The organism is Streptomyces sp. NPDC051180 (assembly GCF_040689545.1).
In the GTDB taxonomy this organism is placed as follows: Bacteria; Actinomycetota; Actinomycetes; order Streptomycetales; family Streptomycetaceae; genus Streptomyces.
On the sequence record NZ_JBFBBC010000001.1, the window covers coordinates 674619 to 697772 of the forward strand.

Below are 23154 nucleotides of genomic sequence, written 5' to 3' on the forward strand. Positions count from 1 at the left end.
GCGCGTCGACACCATTCGGGAACCGGGCGGCTCCGCCCGGTTCCCGAATCCATCGAGGGGCCCGGTCGGCCGCCCGTTCAGCGTCGCGGGAACGCCGGCGCCGCCGGAGCGGGCCCCAGCGTCGTCGTGCCGGGGGCCGACCGGTGGCCCAGCCCCGTACGGTAGGCGTCCAGGGCTGCCTCGGTACGGCCACCGCGGCGCAGAAGGTCGCCCAGCAGGCGGCACAGATCGGCGAGGTCGCCGCTCGCGCCGCTGCGCTCCAGCAGCCCCAGAGCCATGACGTAGTGCTCCTCGGCGGTCTCGCCGTCCCCCCGCTCCTCGGCGATGAGCCCGAGCAGCCGGTGCGCACCCCCCGCGTGCACCGCGCCGTGGCGGTCACCCAGTTCGAGAAACGCCGAGAGCAGATCCGACGCCTCGTCGTGCCGTCCGAGCCGCCGGAGGACATCGGCCAGCTCCACCTCCACCTGCGCGGTGAACAGCGCCGCACGCCTGACGTTCAGCATGTCCCGGGCAGCGCGCAACTCAGCTTCGGCCGAGGCCAGTTCTCCGGTCTGAGCCAGGACGTAGCCACGCATCCAGTGGCAGTGCGCGAGGTCGGTGCGCAGGCTCAGCTGTTGGTAGATCGCCTGCGCCTTGGCCAGTGAGGCGTCCGCTTCGGCGGTGCGACCCTCGGCGAGGAAGGTGCGGGCCACCTGCCGGTGCATGCCGGCCACCAGTGCCGGATCGTCGACCTGTGGAGCCAGCGCCAGCGCGAGCTCGGCAGCGTGGGCGGCCCGCGCGTGGGCGCCCATGTCCATGTACGGACCGATGACGGCGGCGTACAGCACGACCAGCGCTTCGGGGTCGGCCAGGCCGCTCGCTCCGAGCTCGTCGATGGTGGACTCAAGGAGGTAGCAGGCGTACCGCAGCTCGCCGGCCAGGAGGTGCGCGACGGCACGGCCCCGGATCGCGCGTGCGCGGCGCGGCAGCGGCTCATCGGCGAGGAGCCGCTCGGCGGCCTGGAAGTGGTGGCCCGCGTCGACCAACTGACCGGTCTCCAGGGCACAGTCACCGAGTCCGAGCAGCGCCTCGGCCTGCTCGGGCCGGAGATCGAGGTGCTCCGCGTCGGTCAGCAGACACCGGTAGCGCACGGCGGCCTCCTCCGCCGTCCCGGTGGCCAGCTGTCTGCGCGCCTCGACCAGGGCGAGCCGCAGCTCGGTGGCGAGGTGCGCGGGCCTGCCGGTGGCCAGCTCCTCGTACGACGTGCCGAGCCGCTCCGCGAGGTAGCGCAGGGCGGTCTCGGAAGGTCGGACCCGGCCCGACTCCAGCGTCGACACGTACGCGGGGGTGTACGAGGGTTCGGCCAACTGCCTCTGTGTCAGCTTGCGTTCAGCACGCAGTCGCTGCACTCGGCGGCCGATCGTGGCCGGATCGTCCATCAGGACCCCCTGGTTCGTGAACTGCCCAGTATCCAGAAGCAGTAGGCATTGCGCACGCCGTCACCTTCCCCCTAGGTTAAGCGACTTGTTCAGCAGGTTTAATCCTGTTCTTAACTCGCCTGGCAAGGGGCTGATTTCATGCGTTCAGCACGACGAGCGTCCATGACGGTCGGAGTGGCCGTCGCGATCACGGCCGTGCTCGCCGCCGCACCCGGCAGCGCCGCCTCGGAGCCGCCCGCACCTCGCACGGCCGGAGTCGAGGTCGAGATACCGGGGCCTGAGGGCGGGACGTCGGCCGGCTCGGGCCACACGTACGTGCCGGCGGAAGGCCAGAACCGGACGGCCTCCCGCCTGACGTCGACCGAGGTGGCCGCCGACGGCGAGGTGGCCAAGATGGTCGACAACGGCTCCACCGCGGATCGACTCGACATCGTCGTCGTCGGAGACGGCTACACCGCCTCCGAACTGCCCCGCTTCCACGCCGACGCCCAGAAGAAGTGGGAGGAGCTGACGGCCGTCGAGCCGTACACCACCTACCGCAACCTCTTCAACGTCTGGACCGTCGACGCCGTCTCGAACGAGTCCGGAGTCTCGGGCGACCCCTCTCCCGACACCGTCCGCGACACCGCCCTCGGCTCGTACTTCTGGTGCGACCAGATCGAGCGCCTGCTCTGCGTCGACCAGGGCAAGGTCGACGGATACGTCGCCAAGGCGCCGGAGGCCGACCTGGTCCTCGTCCTCTCCAACAGCACCAAGTACGGCGGCGCCGGCTACAACGAGCGCAGCGAGACCCTCGGCTACGAGGGCATATCGACGGCCTCCGCAGGCAACGAGAAGTCCGGCCAGGTCGCGATCCACGAGACCGGCCACTCCCTGGGCAAGCTCGCCGACGAGTACTTCTACGCCGACTACCCCGGCTACGAGCACTACCAGGGCCCCGAGCCCGCCGACTCCAACATCACCACCCTCACCGCCGACGACATGGCCTCCCAGGGCGCCAAGTGGCACCGCTGGCTCGGCGAGCAGTCCCCCGACGGCGGCATCGTCGGCGCGTACGAAGGCGGCGGCTACTACGTCACCGGGCTGCGGCGCCCCACCGAGAACTCCCTGATGCGCTCCCTCGGCAAGCCCTTCAACCTGCCCGGCGTGGAGGCGATGATCGCCGGCTTCTACCGCGAGGCGCGCATCGCCTCCCCCGTCACGTCCACCGACCGCACCCTCCGCACCGGCGACACCGCCAAGGCCCTCGTCCCCCGGCTGGCGGGGGCGGAGGGGCGCCAGCTCACGATCCGCTGGTACCTGGACGGGCGCGAGCTGAAGCCCCTCGCGGGCCGCACCCAGGTACGGGTGTCCGACCTGGCCCCGCGGCTGCGCGACCTCCGGAAGCACACCCTGTCCCTCACCGCCGAGGACCACACTCCTTCGGTGCGCGACCGCGGCATCGCCCGCACGATGAAGTCCACCGTCAGCTGGACGATCCGGCTCTGACCGTTCCGGCGGGCGTCCGTCGCGGTTCACCGCCGACGCGCGGACGCTGCCGGGGAACGTGCCGCATGGACGGTCGTGGCGGCTCCGGAGGCAGTGGACACCGGGATCCGGACCCTTCGCGGCCCGGCACTCCACCGAAGAAGGAGACGGCCGGGAGAACGGATGTCGCCGATCGGCTCGCCCTCGGGGTCGGTCACCAGGAATCCCGGTCGGGCGAATCCGCCCCTTCCGGAGACCAGGTCGACTCCCAGAACCGGGCGCTCGTCGAGGTCGTGGAGTACGTACGCGAAGGGGCCGCGTTCGTGTATGTGCGCCAGGACCGTGCCGTCCTCCGCCACCATGTGCATCTTCGGACCCGTGCGCCGGCGCAGGACCGGATGCCTCGGCTCCGCGAGGATCACCGTGTCGGGGCCGAACAGCCGGTGAACCGGGCTCGCGCCATGCTCCCCGCTCATGCCGCAGCCTCCCGCCCGCGCCGCTCCCGTGGCCCGATTATGGGCGCGCCTAGGCATGAGGGACAGGCGTAGCGCCCTTCCGGTGTGGGGAGCCGACCGGTCGCGGCCGGGGAAGCGCGGGGCGGCAAGCCCCACGGCAGGGGGTGAGCGGAAGGAGTTGTCCACTATGTGAAATGGCGTTTGAGACGACTCCGCCCGGTGCTAGCGTGCACGTCATGCAGCACACCGCCACCCTCGCCATGATGCGAATGATGCCCCCGCCCCCGGAGGCGCTTCGCTAGCGAAGCCGTGTGCGCGCAGGACGCGACGGACCCTCCGGAGACGGAGGGTCCTTTTTTGTGTTCCCGACCCGCCGCCCGGCCTGTGGCTCCCTGCACCTCACACCCCACCCGCCCCGTGTCCTCCCCCGACAGAAGGACGAAGTTCCGCCATGCACCTTCCTCCCGTCGTCTCGCTCACCGACTGCGCGGACCCCAACGCGCTCGCCCGCCAGTCCACCCGGATCGCCACCCTGTTCGGTTCCACGCCGACCGTCCTGCCGCTCGGCGGACCGGACCCGGAGGGCGCCGCGGCCCTCACCCTGCTCGACCTGCTCCGCTCCACGGACCTGATCGGCGGCCCGAGCCGACCGGTCGTGGTCCTGGTCAACATCGCGCCGAGGGACGGGCACTGGCCCAACGGCGTGCCGTTCTGCTCCTTCCGCCACGGGAACCACCTGGTCGTCAGCACACTGAACCACCGGGTCCTGGCTCCGCTGGCGACCTACCTGGGCCTCACGGAGGTCCAGGTCACCGATGTCCGCGAGGTGCTGGAAGCCGCCGCCGACGACTGGGCCGAACTGACACCGGCCGAGATCGAGGAGATGGTGCGGACCCAGTTCCGGAGCCTCTGGTACGCGCCCCTGCTGGCCCGCTGGCTGGTGGACGGCCACCCCGTACCCGCGGAGCCGACGGCGGTGGGCCCAGTCGCCGCCGAGGACGTGCGGATCGCCGTGGTCGACAACTTCGGCAACTGCAAGCTGGACCGCCCGGCCGCCGAACTTCCCGGCTACGCCACCGCCGAGAGCCTCCTCGTACGCAACCGGCTCGACGGCCGGGACATCCGGGTGCGCTGTTACGACCGGCTCCCCGACGTCCCGCTCGGCGAGCCCGGAATCACCGTCGGGAGTTCCGGGGTCGGATTCGCCGAACTCGTGGTCCGTGGAGGTTCTGCGGCGGAGGCGTTCGGCCTTCGGCAAGGCGACCGGGTATTCGATCTCACCAGCTGACATGTTATCAACGCGTTACCCCTGCAACGGCCTTCCCGATTGACGCCGGTCTCCGCGAGCCGGAATGCTGAAATGCATGTCCGGAACTCTCCTGCTGGTACGCCGCCGCCACGTGGACCACGTGCGCTGTGCGGCCGATCTGTGTCGCTGAGCGCACAGCACCGGCCCTCTTTCTCTTACCTTTCCCGGACTTCTCCCTAAGGACCTCCGATGTCCCGTACCCGCACGTCCCTGGCGGCCTCGGCCGCCGCCCTCGTCGCGCTCGCGGCGGCCGGCTGTGCACCGCAGCCGAACAGCACCCCCGAAGCGGCCGGCGCCAAGGGATCCGCCCGGTGCACGACCGACAACCCGAGCCTCCACGAGCGCGGCCGGCTCACCATCGCGACCGACTCCCCGGCCTACGAGCCGTGGTTCGACGGCAACACCCCGTCGAACGGAAAGGGATTCGAAAGCGCCGTCGCCTATGCGGTGGCCGAAAAGCTGGGCTTCGAACGCGGCCAGGTGAAATGGGTGGTCGAGCCCTTCTCCCATTCGTACGCCCCCGGTGCCAAGTCTTTCGACTTCGACATCAACCAGATCTCCATCACGCCGCAGCGCGCGAAAGCCGTGGATTTCTCGACCAGTTACTACACGGCCAGTCAGGCCGTCCTCGCACTCGACGGCTCCCGGTTCGCGAAGGCCACGTCCCTGAGCGCCCTCAAGGACGCCAGGATCGGTGTGCAGGTCGCGACGACCAGCTACCAGGCCGTGCTCGACCAGATCAAGCCTGCGAAGCAGCCGCGCGTCTTCAGCACCACCAAGGACGAGGTGACCGCGCTGCGGAACGGGCAGATCGACGCGATCGTCACCGACCTGCCCACCGTGTTCTACCTGGCCGGGGCCGAGCTGGACAACGGCGAGATCGTCGGCCAGTTCGGCTACGCGGGCGGCACCCCCGAGAAGTTCGGTCTGCTGCTGCCGAAGAACAGCGGGTACACCTCCTGCGTCAACCAGGCCCTCGACGAGCTCAGGACCGACGGCACGCTCGCCCGGCTCACCACGCAATGGCTCTCCGCCTCGGCGGACGTCCCCGAGCTGAAGCGATAACGGGTCGGCTGTGGACATCGGCAAGACGGCCGCGCCGGAACGGTCGGCCACCGTTCCGGAGACGCCCGACACGGACTACCGGCCCAGCGAGCACGAACAGGAGCGGCAGCGGTACCGCCGCTCCCGCAAGCGACGCCACACCTGGGTCTCCACCCTCTGCACGCTGCTCGGCCTGGTGGTCGTGGGCGCGGCCGCGGTGGCCTCACCGGGCTGGGAGCGCGTCGACGCTCTGTTCTTCGACGGCGCCGAGCTGCGCGCCGCCTTCCCCGACCTCCTCCGGGGCTTCTGGCTCAACATCCAGATGTTCCTCGTCGCCGAGGTGCTGATCCTCGTCCTGGGACTGCTGATCGCCCTGGTGCGGGTGACCCGCGCACCGGGTCTCCAGCCGCTGCGGCTCGCCGCCACGGTCTACGTGGACGTCTTCCGCGGCGTACCGACCCTGCTGCTGGTCTTCCTCGTCGGCTTCGGGCTGCCGGCGCTGGAACTGCAGGGCACCCCCTCCGAGCCCTGGATCCTCGGCGTGATCGCGCTCACCCTCTCCTACACCGCGTACGTCGCGGAGGTCTTTCGCGCGGGACTGAACTCGGTCCACCCGGCGCAGCGGAACGCCGCCCGGGCCCTGGGCCTCAACGAGCGGCAGACCCTGCGGCACGTCGTCCTGCCCCAGGCCGTGCGCAACGTGCTGCCGCCCCTGCTCAACGACTTCATCGCCCTGCAGAAGGACACGGCACTGGTAGCCGTCCTCGGTCCGCTCGAAGCGCTGCGGGCCGCGCAGATCAAGGCGGACTACGACTTCAACTACACCCCGTACCTGGGAGCGGCCCTCTTGTTCATCGCGGTGACCATCCCGCTGACCCGCTTCGCCGACCGGCTCCAGCGGCGGGCGGCCCAGCGCACCTGGGCGGGGGCCGTACGATGAGCGAGTCGCTGCTGCGCATCCGCGGCCTCCGCAAGCAGTACGGGGAGCGACTCGTGCTGCGCTCGATCGACCTGGACGTCGCCGAGCACCAGGTCGTCTGCCTGATCGGCGGCTCGGGTTCGGGCAAGTCGACCCTGCTGCGCTGTGTGGATCTGCTGGAGGTCGTCGACGACGGGACGGTCCACCTGAGCGAGACGGAGCTGACCGATCCCCGTCTCGACCCCGACGTCGCCCGCCGCCGGATCGGCATCGTCTTCCAGGCGTACAACCTCTTCCCGCACCTGAGCGTGCTGGACAACATCACGCTCGCGCCCCGCCGGGTCCACGGAGTCCCGCGCAGGAAGGCCGAGTCCTCGGCCCGCGAGCTGCTCGACCGCCTCGGGCTCGCGGACAAGGCGCACGAACACCCCGACCGGCTCTCCGGCGGACAGCAGCAGCGGGCGGCGATCGCCCGCGCCCTGGCGACCGAGCCGGAGCTGCTGCTCTTCGACGAGATCACCTCGGCCCTCGACCCCGAACTCGTCGGCGAGGTCCTGGACGTCGTCGCCGACCTGAAGCGGCGCGGCCTGACCATCCTGATGGCCACCCACGAGATGGACTTCGCCCGGCGGGTCGCGGACCGGGTCTGCTTCCTGGAGGGCGGCGTGATCGTGGAGCAGGGCACCGCGGAGCAGGTGCTCACCGCTCCGCGGGAGCCGGCCACGCGGCGCTTCCTCGCCCGCGCACTCGACCCTTCGTAGCGCCGTCTCCCGCGGATCGCGGAAGCCGGTCCCTCCCCGTGGAACGGGGAGGGACCGGCTTTCTCCGTTCGGCCTTTCCCGGTGCACGGGTAATCGCACGCCCGGCGGCCGTTCTCGGAAGGCATCGGCCTCGCACAGCGACGTGGACACGTGCGGGTGACACGGTCCGACTACGCCGTTCGGAATGCGGCACAACCCCAGAGCAGGCGGTCGACCCGGTCACCCTCCCGCGGGGTGACCGCCGATCGGCCCAGCTGCTGAATCGCTTCCGCAAAAAAGAGTACGTATGCCCATACTCTCGTTCTGCATCTTACGGGATGGCTCTGATTTTCGAATCGTCACGCTGTTTCACCATTCCGCCATTCCGCCATTCGATTGTCCGTGCGAACGAATGGTCGATGTCGTTCCGCTCCCCCTTCCTGGAGAAACACATGCGCGTTGCCGTAACCGGTGGCGGTGGTTTCCTTGGGTCACACCTGTGCGAGGCGCTTCTGCGGCGCGGAGACTCCGTGGTGTGCCTGGACAATTTCTCGACGGGCGACCCCGAGAACATCGCCCCTCTCCTGGCCCACCCGGCATTCGAGTTCCAGCACGTCGACGTGAGCGCGTCCGTGGAGGTCGCCGGCCACGTCGACGCCGTCGCCCATCTGGCGTCCCCGGCCTCCCCGCCCGACTACCTGCGCCATCCCCTGGAGACCCTGGCGGTCGGGAGCCGCGGCACCGAGAACGCCCTTCGCCTGGCCCTGCGGCACCGCGCGCGGTTCATCCTCGCGTCGACGAGCGAGATCTACGGCGACCCGCTGGTCCACCCGCAGGAGGAGACGTACTGGGGCAACGTCAACTCCATCGGTCCGCGCAGCGTCTACGACGAAGCGAAACGATTCGCCGAGGCGGTCTCCGTCGCGTACCACCGCACGCACGGAGTCGACGTCGGCATCGCCCGGATCTTCAACACCTACGGGCCCCGCATGCGCCCGCACGACGGCCGTGTGGTGTCCAGCTTCATCACCCAGGCCCTGACGGGCGAGCCGCTCACCATCTACGGCGACGGCGGGCAGAGCCGCAGCTTCTGCTACGTCGACGACCTGGTCCGAGGTCTGATCGCACTCCTCGACTCGTCCGAACTGGGTCCCTTCAACCTCGGCAACCCGGTCGAGCGGACCGTGTCCGAACTCGCCGGCATCGTGCTGGAGATGACCGGCTCGTCCTCCGACGTGAAGCACCACCCGCTGCCGGTCGACGACCCGGTCCGCCGCCGCCCGGTCATCACCCGCGCCCGCGAGGTGCTGGGCTGGGAGCCCGAGATCGACATCACCGAGGGCCTGCGGCGCACGGTCGCGTACTTCTCCGCCCACGCCGACCGCCTCGCCGCCTCGGCCGCGGCGATCCGCGGCGGCCAGGACGAGACCGTCCCGCTGGCCGCGGCGACGCCCGCGCCCCTCACGCCACAGACGATCCCCGGCCCGGCCGGAGCCGCTGTCGGCGTGGCGTCCTCCGCACCCGGAGCCGCCGTCGCGGGCGGCTGATCCACGCGCCGCGGCGGGTCTCCCCCCTTCCCGCCGCGGCCCCGCACCCGGCGGGCCTCCTCCCCCGGGCCCCTCACCCCCGTCGCACCGCCTGGAGAACCTGCCGCCATGACGTCGTTGGAGCAAGGTCCCGTCCACGGGACCGGCACCGCCCAGGAACCCGCGCTCCTCTCACCGGCTCCCGGCTCGCCGGCCGAGTGGGAGGCGCTGGCCGCGGAGATCCACACCCTGTCGAACGGCGCGGTGGCCTCCATCGGCCCGGACGGCCCGGTCCTGGCGCACGCGGCACGCGGGCTCACCGCCCGCCCGTCCAGCTTCGTCCGGGCGTTCTCCCGCTCCGACCGCCTCCTCGTCGCGCTGCTGTCCCTCGGCTGGGTCGTCTGCCTGGTCTGGTTCTGGGTCTGGTGGTTCGAACCGTCCCACCGCATCGGCTGGACGGGCCTGGTCGTCAACAGCGCCCTCCTGCTGTACCTGACCTATCTGCCGGTGCACTTCCTCGTCGCGCTGCTGCGGATCCGTCGGTTCGACCCGGCCGTTCAGGTACCCGCGCTCCGCACCGCGTTCGTCGTCACCCGGGCCCCGTCCGAGGGCTGGGACATCGCCCGGCGCACCCTGGAGGCGATGATCCACCAGGACTTCCCCCACACCTACGACGTCTGGCTCTGCGACGAGGACCCCAGCGAGGAGATCCTCCTCTGGTGCCGCGACCACGACGTGAACGTCTCCACCCGGCGGGGCCGCGCCGACTACCACCGGGCCGACTGGCCCCGGCGCACACGGTGCAAGGAGGGCAACCTCGCCTTCTTCTACGACCACTGGGGCTACGACCTCTACGACGTGGTCGCCCAGCTCGACTGCGACCACGTCCCCGGGCGCACCTACCTCGCCGAGGTCGTACGACCCTTCGCCGACCCCGCCATCGGCTATGTCGCGGCGCCCAGCGTCTGCGACTCCAACGCCGCCGAGTCCTGGTCGGCCCGCGGACGGCTGCACCGCGAGGCCATGTTCCACGGGCCCGTGCAGCTGGGCCACTCCGCCGGCCTCGCCCCGGTCTGCATCGGGTCGCACTACGCCGTGCGGACAACGGCCCTGCGGGACATCGGCGGCCTGGGCCCCGAGCTCGCCGAGGACTTCTCCACGTCGTTCCTGCTGACCTCGGCCGGCTGGCAGGGAGCCTTCGCCATCGACGCGGACGCGCACGGCGAGGGCCCCCTCACCTTCGGCGCGATGATCACGCAGGAGTTCCAGTGGTCCCGCAGCCTGGCCGTCATGCTCCTGGGCATGCTGCCGCGCCACCTGGGCCGGATGCCCCTGAAGCTCCGGCTGCGCTTCGCCGCGGCGCTGATGTACTACCCGCTGCTCGCCGGCGCCACGGTCATGGGCGTCCTGCTGCCCCCGATCGCCGCCATCACCGGGGCTCCCTGGATCGACGTCAACTACTTCGCCTTCCTGTCCCACTTCTGGAGCATGTCCGTCTGGCTGATCCTGCTGACGCTGCTCTGCCGCCGCCGGGGCCTGCTGCGCCCCAAGGACGCACCCGTCTTCAGCTGGGAGATCTGGCTCTTCGGGCTCTCCCGATGGCCCTACGTGGCCTGGGGCGTGCTCGCCGCGGTGACCCAGAAGCTACGGCCCCGCCAGATCACCTTCAAGGTCACCCCGAAGAGGCGCGACGGCCTGGAGCGACTGCCGCTGCGCGCGGTCGCCCCGTACCTCCTCATCACGGTCTTCCTGTCGGGCTCGGCCCTCGTCGGCCAGTTCACCGGCCCCGCCGTCGGCTACGTCTTCCTCTGCCTCCTCGGCTCGGCCTCGTACACCGCGGTCACGCTCGCGATCGGCGCGCTGCACGTCAAGGAGACGGCGTGGGCCACCGGCGTCCCCGCCGTCCGAGCACTGCGCACGGCCGCCCTGCCGCTCCTCGCGGGCCTGCTCTCGCTGGTCCCGCTGGGGCTCGCGGCCACCGTCTTCCCCACCTACCTCACCGGCTTCTACGCCTGGTGACGGCCCCCGCGGCCGATCGAGAAATGAGGTTCCCGTGCCCCAGACCGTCCTGGTCACCGGCGGCGCCGGTTTCATCGGCAGCCACACCTGCGTCGAGCTCCTCCGGGCCGGCCACGAGGTCGTCGTGCTCGACGACCACTCCAACAGCTCGCCCGAGGTCCTCGAACGGGTCGCGAAGATCGCGGGCCGCCCCATCGCGGCGGCCCACGTCGCGGACGTACGGGACAGGCGGGCCCTCGACACCGTCCTCACGAGCCACCCGATCGACGCGGTCATCCACTTCGCCGCGAAGAAGGCCGTCGGCGAGTCGGTGCGGATCCCCCTCGCGTACTACGACATCAACGTCGGCGGCACGACGGCGCTGGTCTCGGCCATGCACGACCACGGCGTGCACCGGCTGGTCTTCTCGTCCTCCTGCTCGATCTACGGCGACACCACGACCGTCCCGCTGACCGAGGAGTCGCCGGCCGCGCCGACCAACCCGTACGCCACCACCAAGTGGACCTGCGAGCAGATCCTCGCGGACGTCTGCCGGCACGTGCCCGAGCTCAGGGTCCTGGCCCTGCGGTACTTCAACCCGGCCGGCGCCCACCCCACCGGCCTCCTCGGCGAGGACCCCAGCGGCGTGCCGAACAACATCATGCCGTTCCTCGCCCAGGTCGCCGTGGGCCGCCGCGTCGAACTCAACGTCTTCGGCGACGACTTCCCCACTCCCGACGGGACCGGGATCCGCGACTACGTCCACGTCGTGGACGTCGCCGAGGGGCACCGCACCGCCCTGGACCACATCGACGACGAGCCGGGCATGCGGGTCTTCAACCTCGGCACCGGGCGCGGCGCGTCCGTCCTGGAGCTCGTCCGCACCTTCGAGGAGGTGTCCGGGCGGCCGATTCCGCACCGCATCACCGACCGCCGCCCCGGCGACGTCGCCGAACTCGTCGCCGACCCCGCGAAGGTCGCCTCGGCCTGGAACTGGACCGCGCGGCGGGACGTGGCCGCCATGTGCCGTGACGCGTGGAACTTCCAGCAGCAGAACCCGTACGGCTACGCGCCCTGACCCCTCGCCTCCATCCCACCCCCGCGTTCAGACAGGAGAACACCGCATGCGGATGACCGTCATCGGAACGGGCTACCTCGGAGCTGTGCACGCCGCGTGCATGGCCGACATCGGACACGACGTCCTCGGCGTCGACGTCGACGCCGAGAAGATCGCGGCCCTCGCCGAAGGCCGTCCCCCCTTCTACGAACCGGGCTTCGACGACGTCCTCACCCGGGCCCTCGCCTCCGGACGCCTGCGCTTCGGCACGAGTCTGCGCGAGGCGGCGGAGCACGGCGAGGTCCACTTCATCTGCGTGGGCACGCCGCAGCAGGCGGGCTCCCACGCCGCCGACCTGAGGTACGTCGACGCCGTCGTCGACGGCCTCGTGCCGCACCTGCCCGCCTCGTGCCTGGTCGTCGGCAAGTCGACCGTGCCGGTGGGGACCACCGCGCGACTGACCGCGCGCATCGCGGGGCTCCTCCCGGCGGGCGTTCGGGCCGACGTGGCGTGGAACCCCGAGTTCCTGCGTGAGGGCTTCGCCGTCGAGGACACTCTGCGGCCGGACCGGATCGTCGTCGGGACGGTCGGCCGGGAGGCGGACGAGACACTGCGCCGGGTGTACGCCCCGATGCTGGACGCGGGCGTCCCGTACATCGCCACCGATCCGAGCACGGCCGAGCTCGTGAAGGTCGCGGCCAACTCCTTCCTCGCCACGAAGATCTCCTTCATCAACGCGATGGCCGAGGTCTGTGACGCCGCGGGCGCGGACGTCGTCACCCTCGCCGACGCCCTCGGCCACGACACCCGGATCGGCCGGCGGTTCCTCAACGCCGGCCTCGGCTTCGGCGGCGGCTGCCTGCCCAAGGACATCCGGGCGTTCACCGCCCGCGCCCGGGAGCTGGGGGTCGGCCCCGCGGTCGCCTTCCTGGACCAGGTCGACGAGATCAACCAACGGCAGCGGACGCGCACCGTGGAGCTCGCCCGTCAGCTCGCGGGTGGCGACCTGACCGGTCGCCGGGTGACCGTCCTCGGCGCCACCTTCAAGCCGAACAGCGACGACGTACGCGACTCGCCGGCCCTCGCGGTGGCGGCGGCGCTGCACCGGCAGGGGGCCGACATCCGGGTGCACGATCCGGAGGGCGCCCTGAACGCACACCGCGCCCACCCCGAACTGCGCTGCGAGAGCGACCTTCTGGCGGCCTGCCAGGGAGCGGAGATGGTGCTGCACCTCACCGAGTGGAGGCAGTACCGCGAGCTCGATCCGCTGAAGCTGGCCGGGGTCGTCCGCAAGGCGGTCCTCGTCGACGCGCGCAACGCGCTGCCTCACGACGAGTGGCGGGCCGCCGGCTGGACCGTCAAGGCACTCGGCCGCCCCGCTCCGGCGGACCGGCCGCCGGCCGCCCGGGCGGGACAGCCGCTCCGGGCGACGATCGCCTCGCCGATCGTCGAGGCGGACCACACCGCCCTGCTCTCCCCGGCGCTGCCGACCGGCAGGCCCTAGACATCCCCCGCACGCCGACGCCACCCCGCCCGCCCGGTCCTGGACCGGGCGGGCGGGGTGGCGTCGGCCGCGGGGTGGCGTCATGGCTCGTCCGGTCGCCGAGGACGGCACGGGGAACCGTGCCGGGGATGTTCAAGGGAGCCGGTGGGTGCCGGCTCCTCTGGGCATCGCCGTCCGGATCGACGGGCGGTGCCCTACTGCACGGCGCCGGGCCGCAGGACGTCCGGGAGCCGGTTTCCGAAGAAGTCGACGAGGCCCGCGTCCACGCGTGTGGCCTGCGGGCCCATGCTCACGGACGCCTGTCCCTCGCAAGCGGGCACCAGGTTCTCGGCCCCGGCCGGGTCGGTGAGGGGCACGGTCAGCGCGCGCAGGCACGGGTCGTCGCCGGTGCCGGTCGGCTCACCGTCGAGAAGCTCCTGGCCGGAGGCGCTACGCCAGTCGGCGAGACCGGTGAAGCGCCGGCTCCCCCAGCCCAGCGACCAGGGGCCCGTGCTGTGGTAGACGTTGCCCCGCAACTGGTGGGTGTCGGGGAGGTACGACGACTCGGCCTCGATCAGCGGCCCGCCGTCGGTGGCGAGGATGTTGTCGTGGACGCTCACGCCCCGCATGCCGTCGCGCAGCCGCAGGGCCGGGGACCGGTCGCCCGCCGCCTGGCTGGGGGCGAGGTGCGCCGTCCGCATCACGACCGTGTTGTTGTAGATGTCCAGGTTGTTCATCCGGGAGCCGTAGGCGACGATGCCACCGTACTCGGGAAGCTTGCGCGCGTCGTCCCAACTCATGTTGAAGCGGACGACGTTGTCCCGGTGAGCGCCCGTCGCCTTTCCCGAGTAGACGAGGAACCCCGGCCCGTCGTTGCCGTAGGCGAGGTTGTACTGCACGACCGAGTGGGACACGTTGTTGTCGAGGCCGAAACCGCCGCCGTCCACCCGGGATCCGGTCCGGTTCCGGTAGGAGCGGTTGTTCTCCAGGACCACACGGGTGGAGTCGTACACCCAGATGCCCTCGGGACCCTCTTCCGCGTCGGCCGCGGAGCGCGCGCCGTTGTCGTGGGCGACCGAGCGCATCACCTTCGCGTCCCGGACGCTGCCGAGTGCGATGCCGCTTCCGGTGTTGCGTCCGTCGCTGCCCGGGTCGCCGGTGTTGGAGTACGCCGTGACCCGCTCGATCCGCAGCCCGGAGTGCGCGTAGGCCGGGCTGTCGGCCTCGAACTCCGGTCCGTAGAAGACGAGTCCGGCCTCCAGGTTGTGGTGCACGGCGACATCGCTGATGCGCACGTCGCTGTAGCCCGTGACGCCCTCGTCCTCCGTACCGACGCTGATCCCGTTCTGGAAGCCCCGCGCCTCCACGTTCGCGATCCTGACGTGGGCGAGCGCCCGCCCCTCCGGACGGGTGGCGCGGAAGGCGATGCCGACGCCTTCGCGCAGCGCCTTGCGGTCGCCGACCAGCGCGATGTTCCTGATCTCCACCCCCGCGGTGTCGCGCACGGTGATGCCCGAGGTACCGCGCGGCGCGATCGTCGCACGACCCGTGCCGTACGATTCGATCACCACCGGCCGCGCCGCACTGCCCGCTTCGCCCTCCTCCAGCGTGATGGCACCGCGGAACCGCTCGCCGCCCTTGAGCCGCAGCCTGTCACCCGGCCGGAAGTCCGCGGTGTTCGCGTGGTCCAGGGTCCGCCACGCCTTCCCCGGCGACATGCCGTCGTTCCCGTCGTCACCGTCCGGACTCACGTAGAAGGTGAACGGGCCACCGCTCGCCGGACGCGCGGGCTTGTACACCCCCGGTACGTCACACCCCGTGAGCAGCAGGAGCACCCCGGCCGACACTCCCGCCGCGGCCCTCGTCGTCCGACTCCGCTTCACCGCGTTCACGCGCACCCCTGGGGACGTCCTGGTGCCGTTTCAGGCACATGAAGTAGCAGACTGCCAGAAAAGCGACATACGAAACGCCGACGAACACGTGGCATCCGAGTCACGTGCGGCCGCGGGGCCGTCGCGCCGGCGGGGCGGTCGGTCCCGACGGCGACCGCCTCACCGGATGCGGCTCGTGTGAAGGCCGGGGCGACACCCGCGACGACGGCTCGGCGGGGCGCTCGGGGTCAGAGGCCCGTCGGGTCGGTGTCGCAGCTGGCGCGGCGGCGGCCGATGGTGACGAGGGCGTCCCAGAGGGCGTCGGCCTCGCCGCGGCGGATCTCGTGGATCGCTCCGTCGAGGGGTTCGGCGCCCGGGCCGAGGGGCCCGTCCGGCTCCCCGGCGTCCCTGCGGAGGACGATCCCGGTGGGCGGATCCATGGCGCGCAGGTCGCGGACGAGACGGTAGCGGGCGAGGTCGGCCTCGGGGTGAGGGAGGTGGCGGGTGATCACCGCGATGTCGGGCTGCAGCACGCGGGCCTGGGCCAGGGCGATCCGGGGCTCGTAGGCGTGGGCGACGATGCGGAAGTGCGGGCTGGAGTGGACGCGGGCGCGCACCGATTCCAGTTCGGCGCCCTCGGGCAGTCCTGCTATCAGCACGGTCATCATCGAAGCCATTGTCCCTCCGTCCTGCCGTCCGCGCCTCGCCGTGGCCGCGCTGGAGGGCCCCTACGAGGGACCGGGAGACCCTCCCCAGGCCCTCCCGCGGCTCCCGAGGGGCCTCCCTTGCGGCCACGGGCGGGCGGGGGGCTCGGCTTGGGCCGGCTCAGTCCACGAGCACGCCCGGGTTGAGGATGCCGTGGGGGTCGAGGGCGCTCTTGGCGGCGCGCAGGGCGAGGGCGAAGGGCTCCGGGCGCTGGAGGTCGTAGCCCGGTCGGTGGTCGCGGCCGACGGCGTGGTGGTGGGTGATGGTGGCCCGGTGGCGGTGGAGCACCTCGCCGGCCACCGTCTTCAGCTCGTCCCAGAAGGCGACCTCGTCCCCGGGGCGGCCCGCGGCGAGCACGGTGAAGTAGGGCGCGGCGCCGTCGGGATAGACGTGGGTGAGGCGGCAGTTGACGGTGGCGGGGTGGCCCGAGATCTTGAGCGCCGCCTCGTTGACCGTCCTGCGGACGTCCTCGACGAGGGCGGGGAGGCGGTCCCAGGTGGCCGCCGTCTCGAAGGTCTCCGCGACCGCGCCCATCCGCGCCAGGCCGTCGCGGAGGTAGGGCATGCGCAGGAACGCCGACCGCCATGCGTGCACCGCCCCGTCGGCGGGGGCGCCGTCCCCGCCGGCCTCGGACGGCTCGCGTCGGCCCCCGTGGGAGCGGGCGAGGTCGACGGCCTGGGCGAGACGGGCGTCGACCGGGGCGTCGGCGGACTCGAAGCCCAGGACGAGGACGGCGGAGCCGTCCCGCGCGGCACCGGCGAGCGCGGCCTCGCCGGAGTCGAGCAGCCGGCAGTTGGCGGGGGCGAGGTCGGACTGCGCGAGGGCGCGGACCGCCCGGAGTGCGGCGCCGAAGTCGCCGAAGGCGAGGGAGGCGGACGCCTTGTGGACCGGGCGGGCCTGGAGCCGTACCCACGCCTCGGTGATGACGCCGAGAGCGCCCTCCGAGCCGAGGAACATGCGGTCGGGCGAGGGGCCCGCGCCCGAGGCGGGCAGCCGCCAGGACTCCGCGGTGCCGACCGGGGTGACCACCCGCAGCGACTGGACGAAGTCGTCGATGTGGGTGCGGCCGGTGGCGTAGTGGCCGCCGGCCCGGGTCGCGAGCCAGCCGCCGAGGGTGGAGAACTCGAAGCTCTGCGGGAAGTGCCGGAGCGTCAGTCCATGGGGCCGCAGCTGGTTCTCCAGGCTCGGCCCGAGCGTCCCCGCCTGGATGCGGGCGGCCCTGCCCTCGGAGTCGACCTCCAGCACCCGGTCCATCCTGGTGAGGTCGAGGGAGAGCACCGCGCGATGGCGGTCGCCCCGGTACTCGACGCCGCCCACCACCGAGGACCCGCCGCCGAAGGGCACGAGGGCGACCCGGTGAGTGCCGGCCCAGTCCAGGAGGTCGGCCACCTCCCGCTCCTCCGTCGGGAACGCGACCAGGTCGGGTATCCGCCCCGGGCGCCCGCGCAGTGCGCGTGCGATGTCCCGGTACGCCTTGCCCATCGCGTGGGCCGCTCGGTCGGCCGGGTCGGTGCTGATCAGCCGCGCCAGGCTCGCGGGGGGCCTGACGGAGGGTGCCCCGATGCCCAGGTCGGCGATACGGGGTACGGGGAGCGGGCGGGCCAGGGTGCCGGGCAGCAGGGCGCCCATCGCCACGCACTCGGCGTCGTCGGGGTGGGCGCTCTCCCATCCCCACCCCCACCAGGACCGGAGGGGGATGGACGGGGTCGGCTGCGTCGTCGTGCCGGACATGGGCGCTCCAGAGGCCGCGAGTGAATTTACCAAGAGGTAAATTACTTACTGATAATATCCACGTATGGCAACCCCCCGTTCGAAAGCCGGCACCAAGGGCGTCCCCCGGCACCTGCGTCGGCAGCAGATGCTGGAAGCCGCCACGGAGGAGTTCGGGCGCCGCGGCTACGCCGCCGCCTCCCTGGCCGCCGTCGCGGAGCGCGTGGGCGTCACCAAGACGCTGCTGCACCAGTACTTCGGCACCAAGGAAGACCTCTACGTCGCCTGCCTGGTGCCCGTCGGGGACAGCCTGCTCGACACGATCCGCGCGGCGATGGGCGAGGGGGGAACGACCCCCCACACCCCCCTGCGGGTGCTCCGCGGCATCTTCGTCGCGCTGGAGGGACGCAGGGAGAGTTGGTTCGTCCTCTACGACCGCTCCCTGCCGCCCGGCGGCGAGGCCGCCCGGACGGCGGCGACCTACTGGGCGGCCGTCGACGCGCTCGCGGCCGAGGGCACCACCGAGCTGTTGCACGCGGCCGGCTCCACCGACCCGCTGGACGCCGACGCGCTGCGCCACGTCTGGACGGATCTGGTCGGCACCCTCGTCCGCTGGTGGGTCGAACACCCCGAGGAGACACCGGAGGCCATGACCCGGCGCTGCGCCCGCCTCTTCGCCGTCGCCGCCGCGCTCCCGGGCGCCCCCGAACCCCCGAACTGACCGGACGGCCGGTGCCGCACGGAGTCCCGCTCCCTGCGGCACCCGCCCCGGTGGCCGGGTCAGCGAGCCACGAGCAGAACCGCGTCGCCCCAGGCGCCGTACGGGGTGTCCGACGTCCCGCACGTGCCCTGCACCTTCTCGGCGGTCAGCCGCAAGGTGTCCACGCCGGTGAGGTCGATCTCGACGCTCGCCGCAGTCGCCCTGGTGACGCGGACCGTGGTGCGGGGCTTCCCGTCCGTCTCGACCACCATCTCGGCCACGATGCCGTCCGGCGTGTGCGGCCGGAGCCCGGCCTTCGCGACGAGCGCCGTGAACCGGCCGTTCAACGTGTAGGTCATGCCCGCCGGTTCACCCTCACAGCCGACCCAGGCCCCGGTGGACCGCGGGAAGCCCTCGCCCGCCAGGACGGCGTCGACGTGCTGCCCGGAGGAACCGCCCTCCCGGTCGGTGGGCGTGAGGTCGAACAGCGGCATGGCGTCCACCACGGCATCGTGGCGCCACCGCACGGAGAGGTCCACGAGCCCGGCCTCGCGGGTGCCGTCGTTCACCAGGAGGTCGCCGGCCTGGAGGGACCACTCCGCGACGCCCAGGAAGTACAGGAAACGGAGCGCCTTCACCGCCCCCAGCTGCTCCCGCGGCAGCCGCAGGCTGTCGGCGGACTGGTGGACGGCCCGCGACGGGTCCACGCCCCAGGCCCTGACCCCCGTCTCCAGCGACTGCGCCAGGCAGTCGCGCAGTCCGGCGAGTTCGGCGGCGGTGCCCGCCGCGTCGGCATCCGCCGTACGGTCGGCGGCCGCCCACACCGAGGTGGACGTCCGGCCGAGGCAGTCCACACTGGCGAGGCCCAGGCTCCTGCCGCCGCCCACCGGAACGTCACCGCCCGCGGCGAGGAACACCTCCGACGTCAGCCACAGGGCCAGGGCCGCGGTGTCACGCCGGGCCCATCCCTGGATGACACCGGCCTGCCGCGCGGGCCGGTCGAAGACGACGGTGGCCGAGCCGCCGCTGATCAACGGCACACGGTTGCTCGCCCGTACCGCCCCGACCTGCTGGAAGACACCGGAGACCCCGTCCGTCCACACCGAGGACCGGACGGCGGCGTACGGCCGGTCGAAGACGACCGACACCGGATAGCCCCGGTTGTTGACGATCTCCAGGACCAGTCGGTCGCCCTCGCCGTGACCGCACGCGAAGATCTGCGCGTTGTCGTCGGCCACGGTCGTCACGTCCTTGACCCACTCGGGCACCTTCGGCCGACCCGCGCAGTCCGGCCTGGCGGCGCGGGTGCCGAGCAGCCGCCCCGCCTGGTACTCGGCCCAGGAGGCGGCGCCCGCCACGTCGTCGGCGCGGTCGACGATCCAGGTCTTCAAGGAGAAGCCCTCGATCGTCCCCGTCAGGACCCGGGCCTCCGCGTCGGCCTCGGTCGCGACCGGGTACCACCTCTTCGTCTCCGGGTCGTACGTGACGATCCGCGCCCTGGCCCCCTCGGGCACCGCCGCCGGGTCGTACGGCATCGTCAGCGTCACCTCACCGGACGGCGGCACGTCCGCGTGCACGTCCCACACCGGCGCCGAGCGTGCGAGCGTGCCCAACTGCCCCACGGGCGCGCCCTGTTCCTCGGATACGGCCACCCGCATGCCTACGGGCAGCGCTCCGCCCTCCACACGGACGCCGAGCCCACGCGGGCCCTTCAGCGTCAGCCCGTCCGCCGCGACGGTCCCGGACACGGCGGAAGCCGAGGCCGAGGACGCGGCCGGCGCGGACGCGTTCTTGTCGCCCGACGCCCTGCCTCCGTCAACGCCGTTGCCGGGCGAACAGGCCGCCAGGGCCATCAGCAGACCGAGGACGAGAAGCCTGCGGGCCGTCGTCGGCCGCCCCTGCACACCCCGTGTCGCGGCGCGCGTCTTTCCGTACGAGATTCCCGGCAAAACCACTCCTTCTGTCCCGAAGGCATGCACCTTGACACAGAGTGGCCGAGCGGCGGGCGCACTTGGTGGAATCGCAACGCGGCTGGTTCCGGGCGGTGTTGCCCGATCAGCCGCGCAGGGCTTCGGCAGTCGAAGGCCGAGGGATGCGCGCCCTGCGGCGCCGCATCACACCCACCGCCGAACGTGCACGTCACGTACACGTCGGGGAGGGATGAGGACGGGGTGAGCCGGTGCGGTGATGGCGCCACCTCGTGACACCTGCGGGGCACCGGTCAGGAGTAGACGGTCGTCCAGTCGCCGCTCTGCTCGCTGGGGACCCACACGGTCGTGTCGTCGTAATAGGTGGCGAATGAGCAGGAGCTGCTCTTGTAGAAGGTGACGCTGACCTCTCCCTTCCACCACCAGCCGCCGATCCAGGTGTCCTTGCTCGGTGTGTTGAAGCAGCCCGACACCGAAGCGCCGCTCTGGTTGTAGCCCTGGAGGCGGACGGAGTAGACGACGGTGCTGGTGTCGTGGAAGTGGATCTGCTGGCCGTTCGATCCGGCGAACGACTGACCCGCGGAGCCCAGCACCCCGGCGAAGGCCAGGGCGGCGGCCGCGGTGGTGGTGGCAAGCTTCGTGCGCACGCTCATTGTTCCCCCATGTGGGATGGATCCGGGACGCCTCCTCGCAGGAAGGCGAGGGGCGTGGAGACACGCCTCTCACAGGCCGATGCCACGGTCGATGGCATGACGGGCGCCGGGCCGACCGGGTTCTCGACCCGTGGCTCCGTTCACCCTGTGGCGTGATCTCCAGCGGAAAATGTAGGCGCGGTGCGCGCGCGGTGCTGTGCAGGGCGTGCAGGGATTCTGTCCCATGCCTGCCACCCGGCCGCGAGGGAGACGGCGCGGTGTTCGGTGGGACTGGTCCCGAACGCCATGCGGAACGCCGGCTGAACCCGGTCGCACTGGCGAGGCCCCAAAACACCGCGATCGTCTGCACGGGCTGACCGCCGAGTGCCGGCAGTGCGACGCTCGTGTGATCAGCGTCTGCAGGAAGCCGGCGCCCCCGACCCCACGACCGCGGCCAGACTCCGCGAGGAGGCGGTCCACCCGGTCAGGACTCCAGCGGCGAAACGACCGGCGCGCGGGGCCGCCGGGACCGGGTAACGTCTTTGTCATGTCCTTCCAGACCTTCCAGACACCGATCGACGAGTGAGCGCGTGACGGGCTCCCGCTGACGACCGTCGACGTCGCCGCACCCGTCCCCCACCGACGCATCCGCAGATCGCTTCCCCTCACCACCGGGAGAACCCGTGACCGACAGCAAGAACATCAACAACCCCGTGGGCCAGGGCGGCGGCCAGCGCAAGAAGTTGTCCCGCGCCGAGCGGCAGAACAACGGCCCCCACCGCAACCTCGACCGCAAGGGTGCCGCCGACCAGAAGGCCGAGCTGGTACGCAAGATGCGCGAGAAGGTGCACGGTGACGAGGCCACCACACAGGCGAGCGACGACACCGCCCAGAGCTGACGCACCGCCGCCGCAGGGCGGCATCCCCCGGGGCAGGGCCAGGAGGGGCACGGGCCCGTCCTGGCCCTGCCCCGTATTCGGGCTCCGCTTCCGTCCCGGGCGCGCTCACGAGAGCCGCACCGACCGCGCCCGCCCGAGCGGCCCGCACCCGATCCACGGGGTACCCCGAGCGGAAGGCAGGGCATGAGCGAGGAGCGGACCGGTGGGCCCGGCGGCAGGGTCACCCTGGACACCGTCGCCGTGGAGGCGGGGGTCTCCGCCTCCACGGTCTCCAAGGTCCTCAACGGGGGCGCAGACGTGTCGGCCGTCACCAGGCGACGGGTCGAGGCGGTCATGGACTCCCTCGGTTACCGGCGCCGGGCCGCTCGCCTTCGGGCCGGCTTCGTGGACCTCGTGCTCGATGAACTCGACAGTCTGCGGTCCGTCGAGATCGTCCGGGGAGTGGCTGAGACCCTGCACGCGGCCGGCGTCCGCATGGTGCTGTCCGCCGTCCACGGCCGCGACGACGGTGCCGACGTCGGCACCGGCTCCGGCTCCGGCTCCGGCTCCGGCTCCGGCGGGTGGATCGACCGGCTCGCCGCGCGCCGCAGCAGCGGTGCCGTCCTCGTCGTGTCGGAGCTGACCTCGAAGCAGCGCCGCAGGCTCACGGCGATGGACGTCCCGGTCGTACGCGTCGACCCCGCCGGGCACGTCCGACACGTCGGGCACGTCGAAGCGCTCGTCCCCACCTTCGGCGCCACCAACTGGGAAGGCGCGGTCAGCGCCACCGAGCACCTGATAGGGCTCGGACACACCCGCATCGCCCATCTGGCCGGGCCCCGGCAGCTGTTGTGCAGCAGGGCCCGCGCCGACGGCTACCGGGCCGCCATGGAGCGGGCCGGTCTTCGCGTACCGGAGGGCTTCACCCCGCACGGGGAGCCCGACGACACGTCGGGACGGCGTGAGGCGGCCCGGCTGCTCGACGCCCTCGCCGCGGCGGGCGAGCAGCCGCCGACCGCGATCTTCGCCGCCAGCGACCTGCAGGCGCTCGGCGCCCTGGAGGAACTGCGGGCCCGGGGCCGCCGCATCCCCGAGGACGTCAGCGTCGTCGGCTTCGACGACCTGCCCGTCGCGCGCCGCACCCATCCGCCGCTCACCACCGTGCGCCAGCCGCTCTTCGACATGGCCGCCATGGCGGCCCGCACCCTGCTCCGGATCATCGACGGCGAGCCCGTCCCGAACCACCGCCTCGAACTCGCCACCCGCCTCGTGGTCAGGGGCAGCACCGCGCCGCCCACCTGACCGGAGCCCGCA

18 protein-coding genes are annotated in these 23154 nt (G+C 72.1%); 12 read left to right on the forward strand and 6 right to left on the reverse strand.

Annotated features, from left to right (window positions below; translation table 11 throughout):
• Nucleotides 1-77: 77 nt before the first annotated feature.
• Nucleotides 78-1418, reverse strand: a complete 1341-nt coding sequence (locus AB0424_RS02990; RefSeq protein WP_366301695.1) for a helix-turn-helix transcriptional regulator — start codon at nucleotides 1416-1418, stop codon at nucleotides 78-80.
• Between the two features lie 162 nt (nucleotides 1419-1580).
• Between AB0424_RS02990 and AB0424_RS02995 the strand changes: the two genes are divergently transcribed.
• The 9 genes from AB0424_RS02995 to AB0424_RS03035 all read left to right on the forward strand — a co-directional run bounded on the left by AB0424_RS02995 (nucleotide 1581) and on the right by AB0424_RS03035 (nucleotide 13437).
• Nucleotides 1581-2906, forward strand: a complete 1326-nt coding sequence (locus tag AB0424_RS02995) for a M64 family metallopeptidase (RefSeq protein WP_366301697.1) — start codon at nucleotides 1581-1583, stop codon at nucleotides 2904-2906.
• Between the two features lie 885 nt (nucleotides 2907-3791).
• Nucleotides 3792-4628 carry an SAM hydroxide adenosyltransferase gene (locus AB0424_RS03000; RefSeq protein ID WP_366301699.1) on the forward strand — a complete coding sequence of 279 codons (837 nt, stop codon included), beginning with the start codon at nucleotides 3792-3794 and terminating at the stop codon, nucleotides 4626-4628.
• A gap of 210 nt (nucleotides 4629-4838) precedes the next feature.
• Entirely contained in the window at nucleotides 4839-5714 is an 876-nt protein-coding gene (locus AB0424_RS03005; protein WP_366301701.1) for an ABC transporter substrate-binding protein, read from the forward strand.
• Between the two features lie 10 nt (nucleotides 5715-5724).
• Complete coding sequence (locus AB0424_RS03010; protein WP_366301702.1) at nucleotides 5725-6633, forward strand: amino acid ABC transporter permease; 909 nt, start codon at nucleotides 5725-5727, stop codon at nucleotides 6631-6633.
• Nucleotides 6630-7373, forward strand: a complete 744-nt coding sequence (locus AB0424_RS03015) for an amino acid ABC transporter ATP-binding protein (RefSeq protein WP_366301703.1) — start codon at nucleotides 6630-6632, stop codon at nucleotides 7371-7373. Before AB0424_RS03010 ends, AB0424_RS03015 begins: the two co-directional genes overlap by 4 nt.
• A 431-nt stretch (nucleotides 7374-7804) precedes the next feature.
• Nucleotides 7805-8899: a UDP-glucuronic acid decarboxylase family protein gene (locus AB0424_RS03020; protein ID WP_366301704.1), complete on the forward strand. Its 1095-nt coding sequence runs from the start codon at nucleotides 7805-7807 to the stop codon at nucleotides 8897-8899.
• Nucleotides 8900-9007: 108 nt separating this feature from the next.
• Nucleotides 9008-10897: a glycosyltransferase family 2 protein gene (locus tag AB0424_RS03025; RefSeq protein ID WP_366301706.1), complete on the forward strand. Its 1890-nt coding sequence runs from the start codon at nucleotides 9008-9010 to the stop codon at nucleotides 10895-10897.
• Between the two features lie 34 nt (nucleotides 10898-10931).
• Nucleotides 10932-11954, forward strand: coding sequence for a UDP-glucose 4-epimerase GalE (galE, locus tag AB0424_RS03030; RefSeq protein ID WP_366301708.1), 1023 nt, complete (start codon nucleotides 10932-10934; stop codon nucleotides 11952-11954).
• A gap of 46 nt (nucleotides 11955-12000) precedes the next feature.
• Nucleotides 12001-13437 carry a UDP-glucose/GDP-mannose dehydrogenase family protein gene (locus tag AB0424_RS03035; protein ID WP_366301709.1) on the forward strand — a complete coding sequence of 479 codons (1437 nt, stop codon included), beginning with the start codon at nucleotides 12001-12003 and terminating at the stop codon, nucleotides 13435-13437.
• Nucleotides 13438-13631: 194 nt separating this feature from the next.
• Here AB0424_RS03035 and AB0424_RS03040 read toward each other — a convergent pair whose 3' ends face one another.
• The 3 genes from AB0424_RS03040 to AB0424_RS03050 all read right to left on the reverse strand — a co-directional run bounded on the left by AB0424_RS03040 (nucleotide 13632) and on the right by AB0424_RS03050 (nucleotide 17723).
• The gene (locus tag AB0424_RS03040; RefSeq protein ID WP_366301710.1) at nucleotides 13632-15167 is read right to left on the reverse strand and encodes a right-handed parallel beta-helix repeat-containing protein; all 1536 of its coding nucleotides are present in this window, start codon (nucleotides 15165-15167) and stop codon (nucleotides 13632-13634) included.
• A 368-nt stretch (nucleotides 15168-15535) separates the two neighbouring features.
• Complete coding sequence (locus tag AB0424_RS03045) at nucleotides 15536-15964, reverse strand: hypothetical protein (protein WP_366301711.1); 429 nt, start codon at nucleotides 15962-15964, stop codon at nucleotides 15536-15538.
• Between the two features lie 148 nt (nucleotides 15965-16112).
• Nucleotides 16113-17723, reverse strand: coding sequence for an FAD-binding oxidoreductase (locus AB0424_RS03050; protein ID WP_366301712.1), 1611 nt, complete (start codon nucleotides 17721-17723; stop codon nucleotides 16113-16115).
• Between the two features lie 64 nt (nucleotides 17724-17787).
• Between AB0424_RS03050 and AB0424_RS03055 the strand changes: the two genes are divergently transcribed.
• The gene (locus tag AB0424_RS03055) at nucleotides 17788-18423 is read left to right on the forward strand and encodes a TetR/AcrR family transcriptional regulator (RefSeq protein ID WP_366301713.1); all 636 of its coding nucleotides are present in this window, start codon (nucleotides 17788-17790) and stop codon (nucleotides 18421-18423) included.
• A 59-nt stretch (nucleotides 18424-18482) separates the two neighbouring features.
• Here AB0424_RS03055 and AB0424_RS03060 read toward each other — a convergent pair whose 3' ends face one another.
• On the reverse strand, nucleotides 18483-20351 hold the full coding sequence (locus AB0424_RS03060) for an NPCBM/NEW2 domain-containing protein (RefSeq protein WP_366301714.1): 1869 nt from the start codon (nucleotides 20349-20351) through the stop codon (nucleotides 18483-18485).
• Between the two features lie 272 nt (nucleotides 20352-20623).
• Complete coding sequence (locus AB0424_RS03065; protein ID WP_366301715.1) at nucleotides 20624-20977, reverse strand: hypothetical protein; 354 nt, start codon at nucleotides 20975-20977, stop codon at nucleotides 20624-20626.
• Nucleotides 20978-21645: 668 nt separating this feature from the next.
• Here AB0424_RS03065 and AB0424_RS03070 point away from each other — a divergent pair.
• Nucleotides 21646-21861: a DUF6243 family protein gene (locus AB0424_RS03070; RefSeq protein ID WP_366301716.1), complete on the forward strand. Its 216-nt coding sequence runs from the start codon at nucleotides 21646-21648 to the stop codon at nucleotides 21859-21861.
• A gap of 183 nt (nucleotides 21862-22044) precedes the next feature.
• Complete coding sequence (locus tag AB0424_RS03075) at nucleotides 22045-23142, forward strand: LacI family DNA-binding transcriptional regulator (protein WP_366301718.1); 1098 nt, start codon at nucleotides 22045-22047, stop codon at nucleotides 23140-23142.
• Nucleotides 23143-23154: the final 12 nt, after the last annotated feature.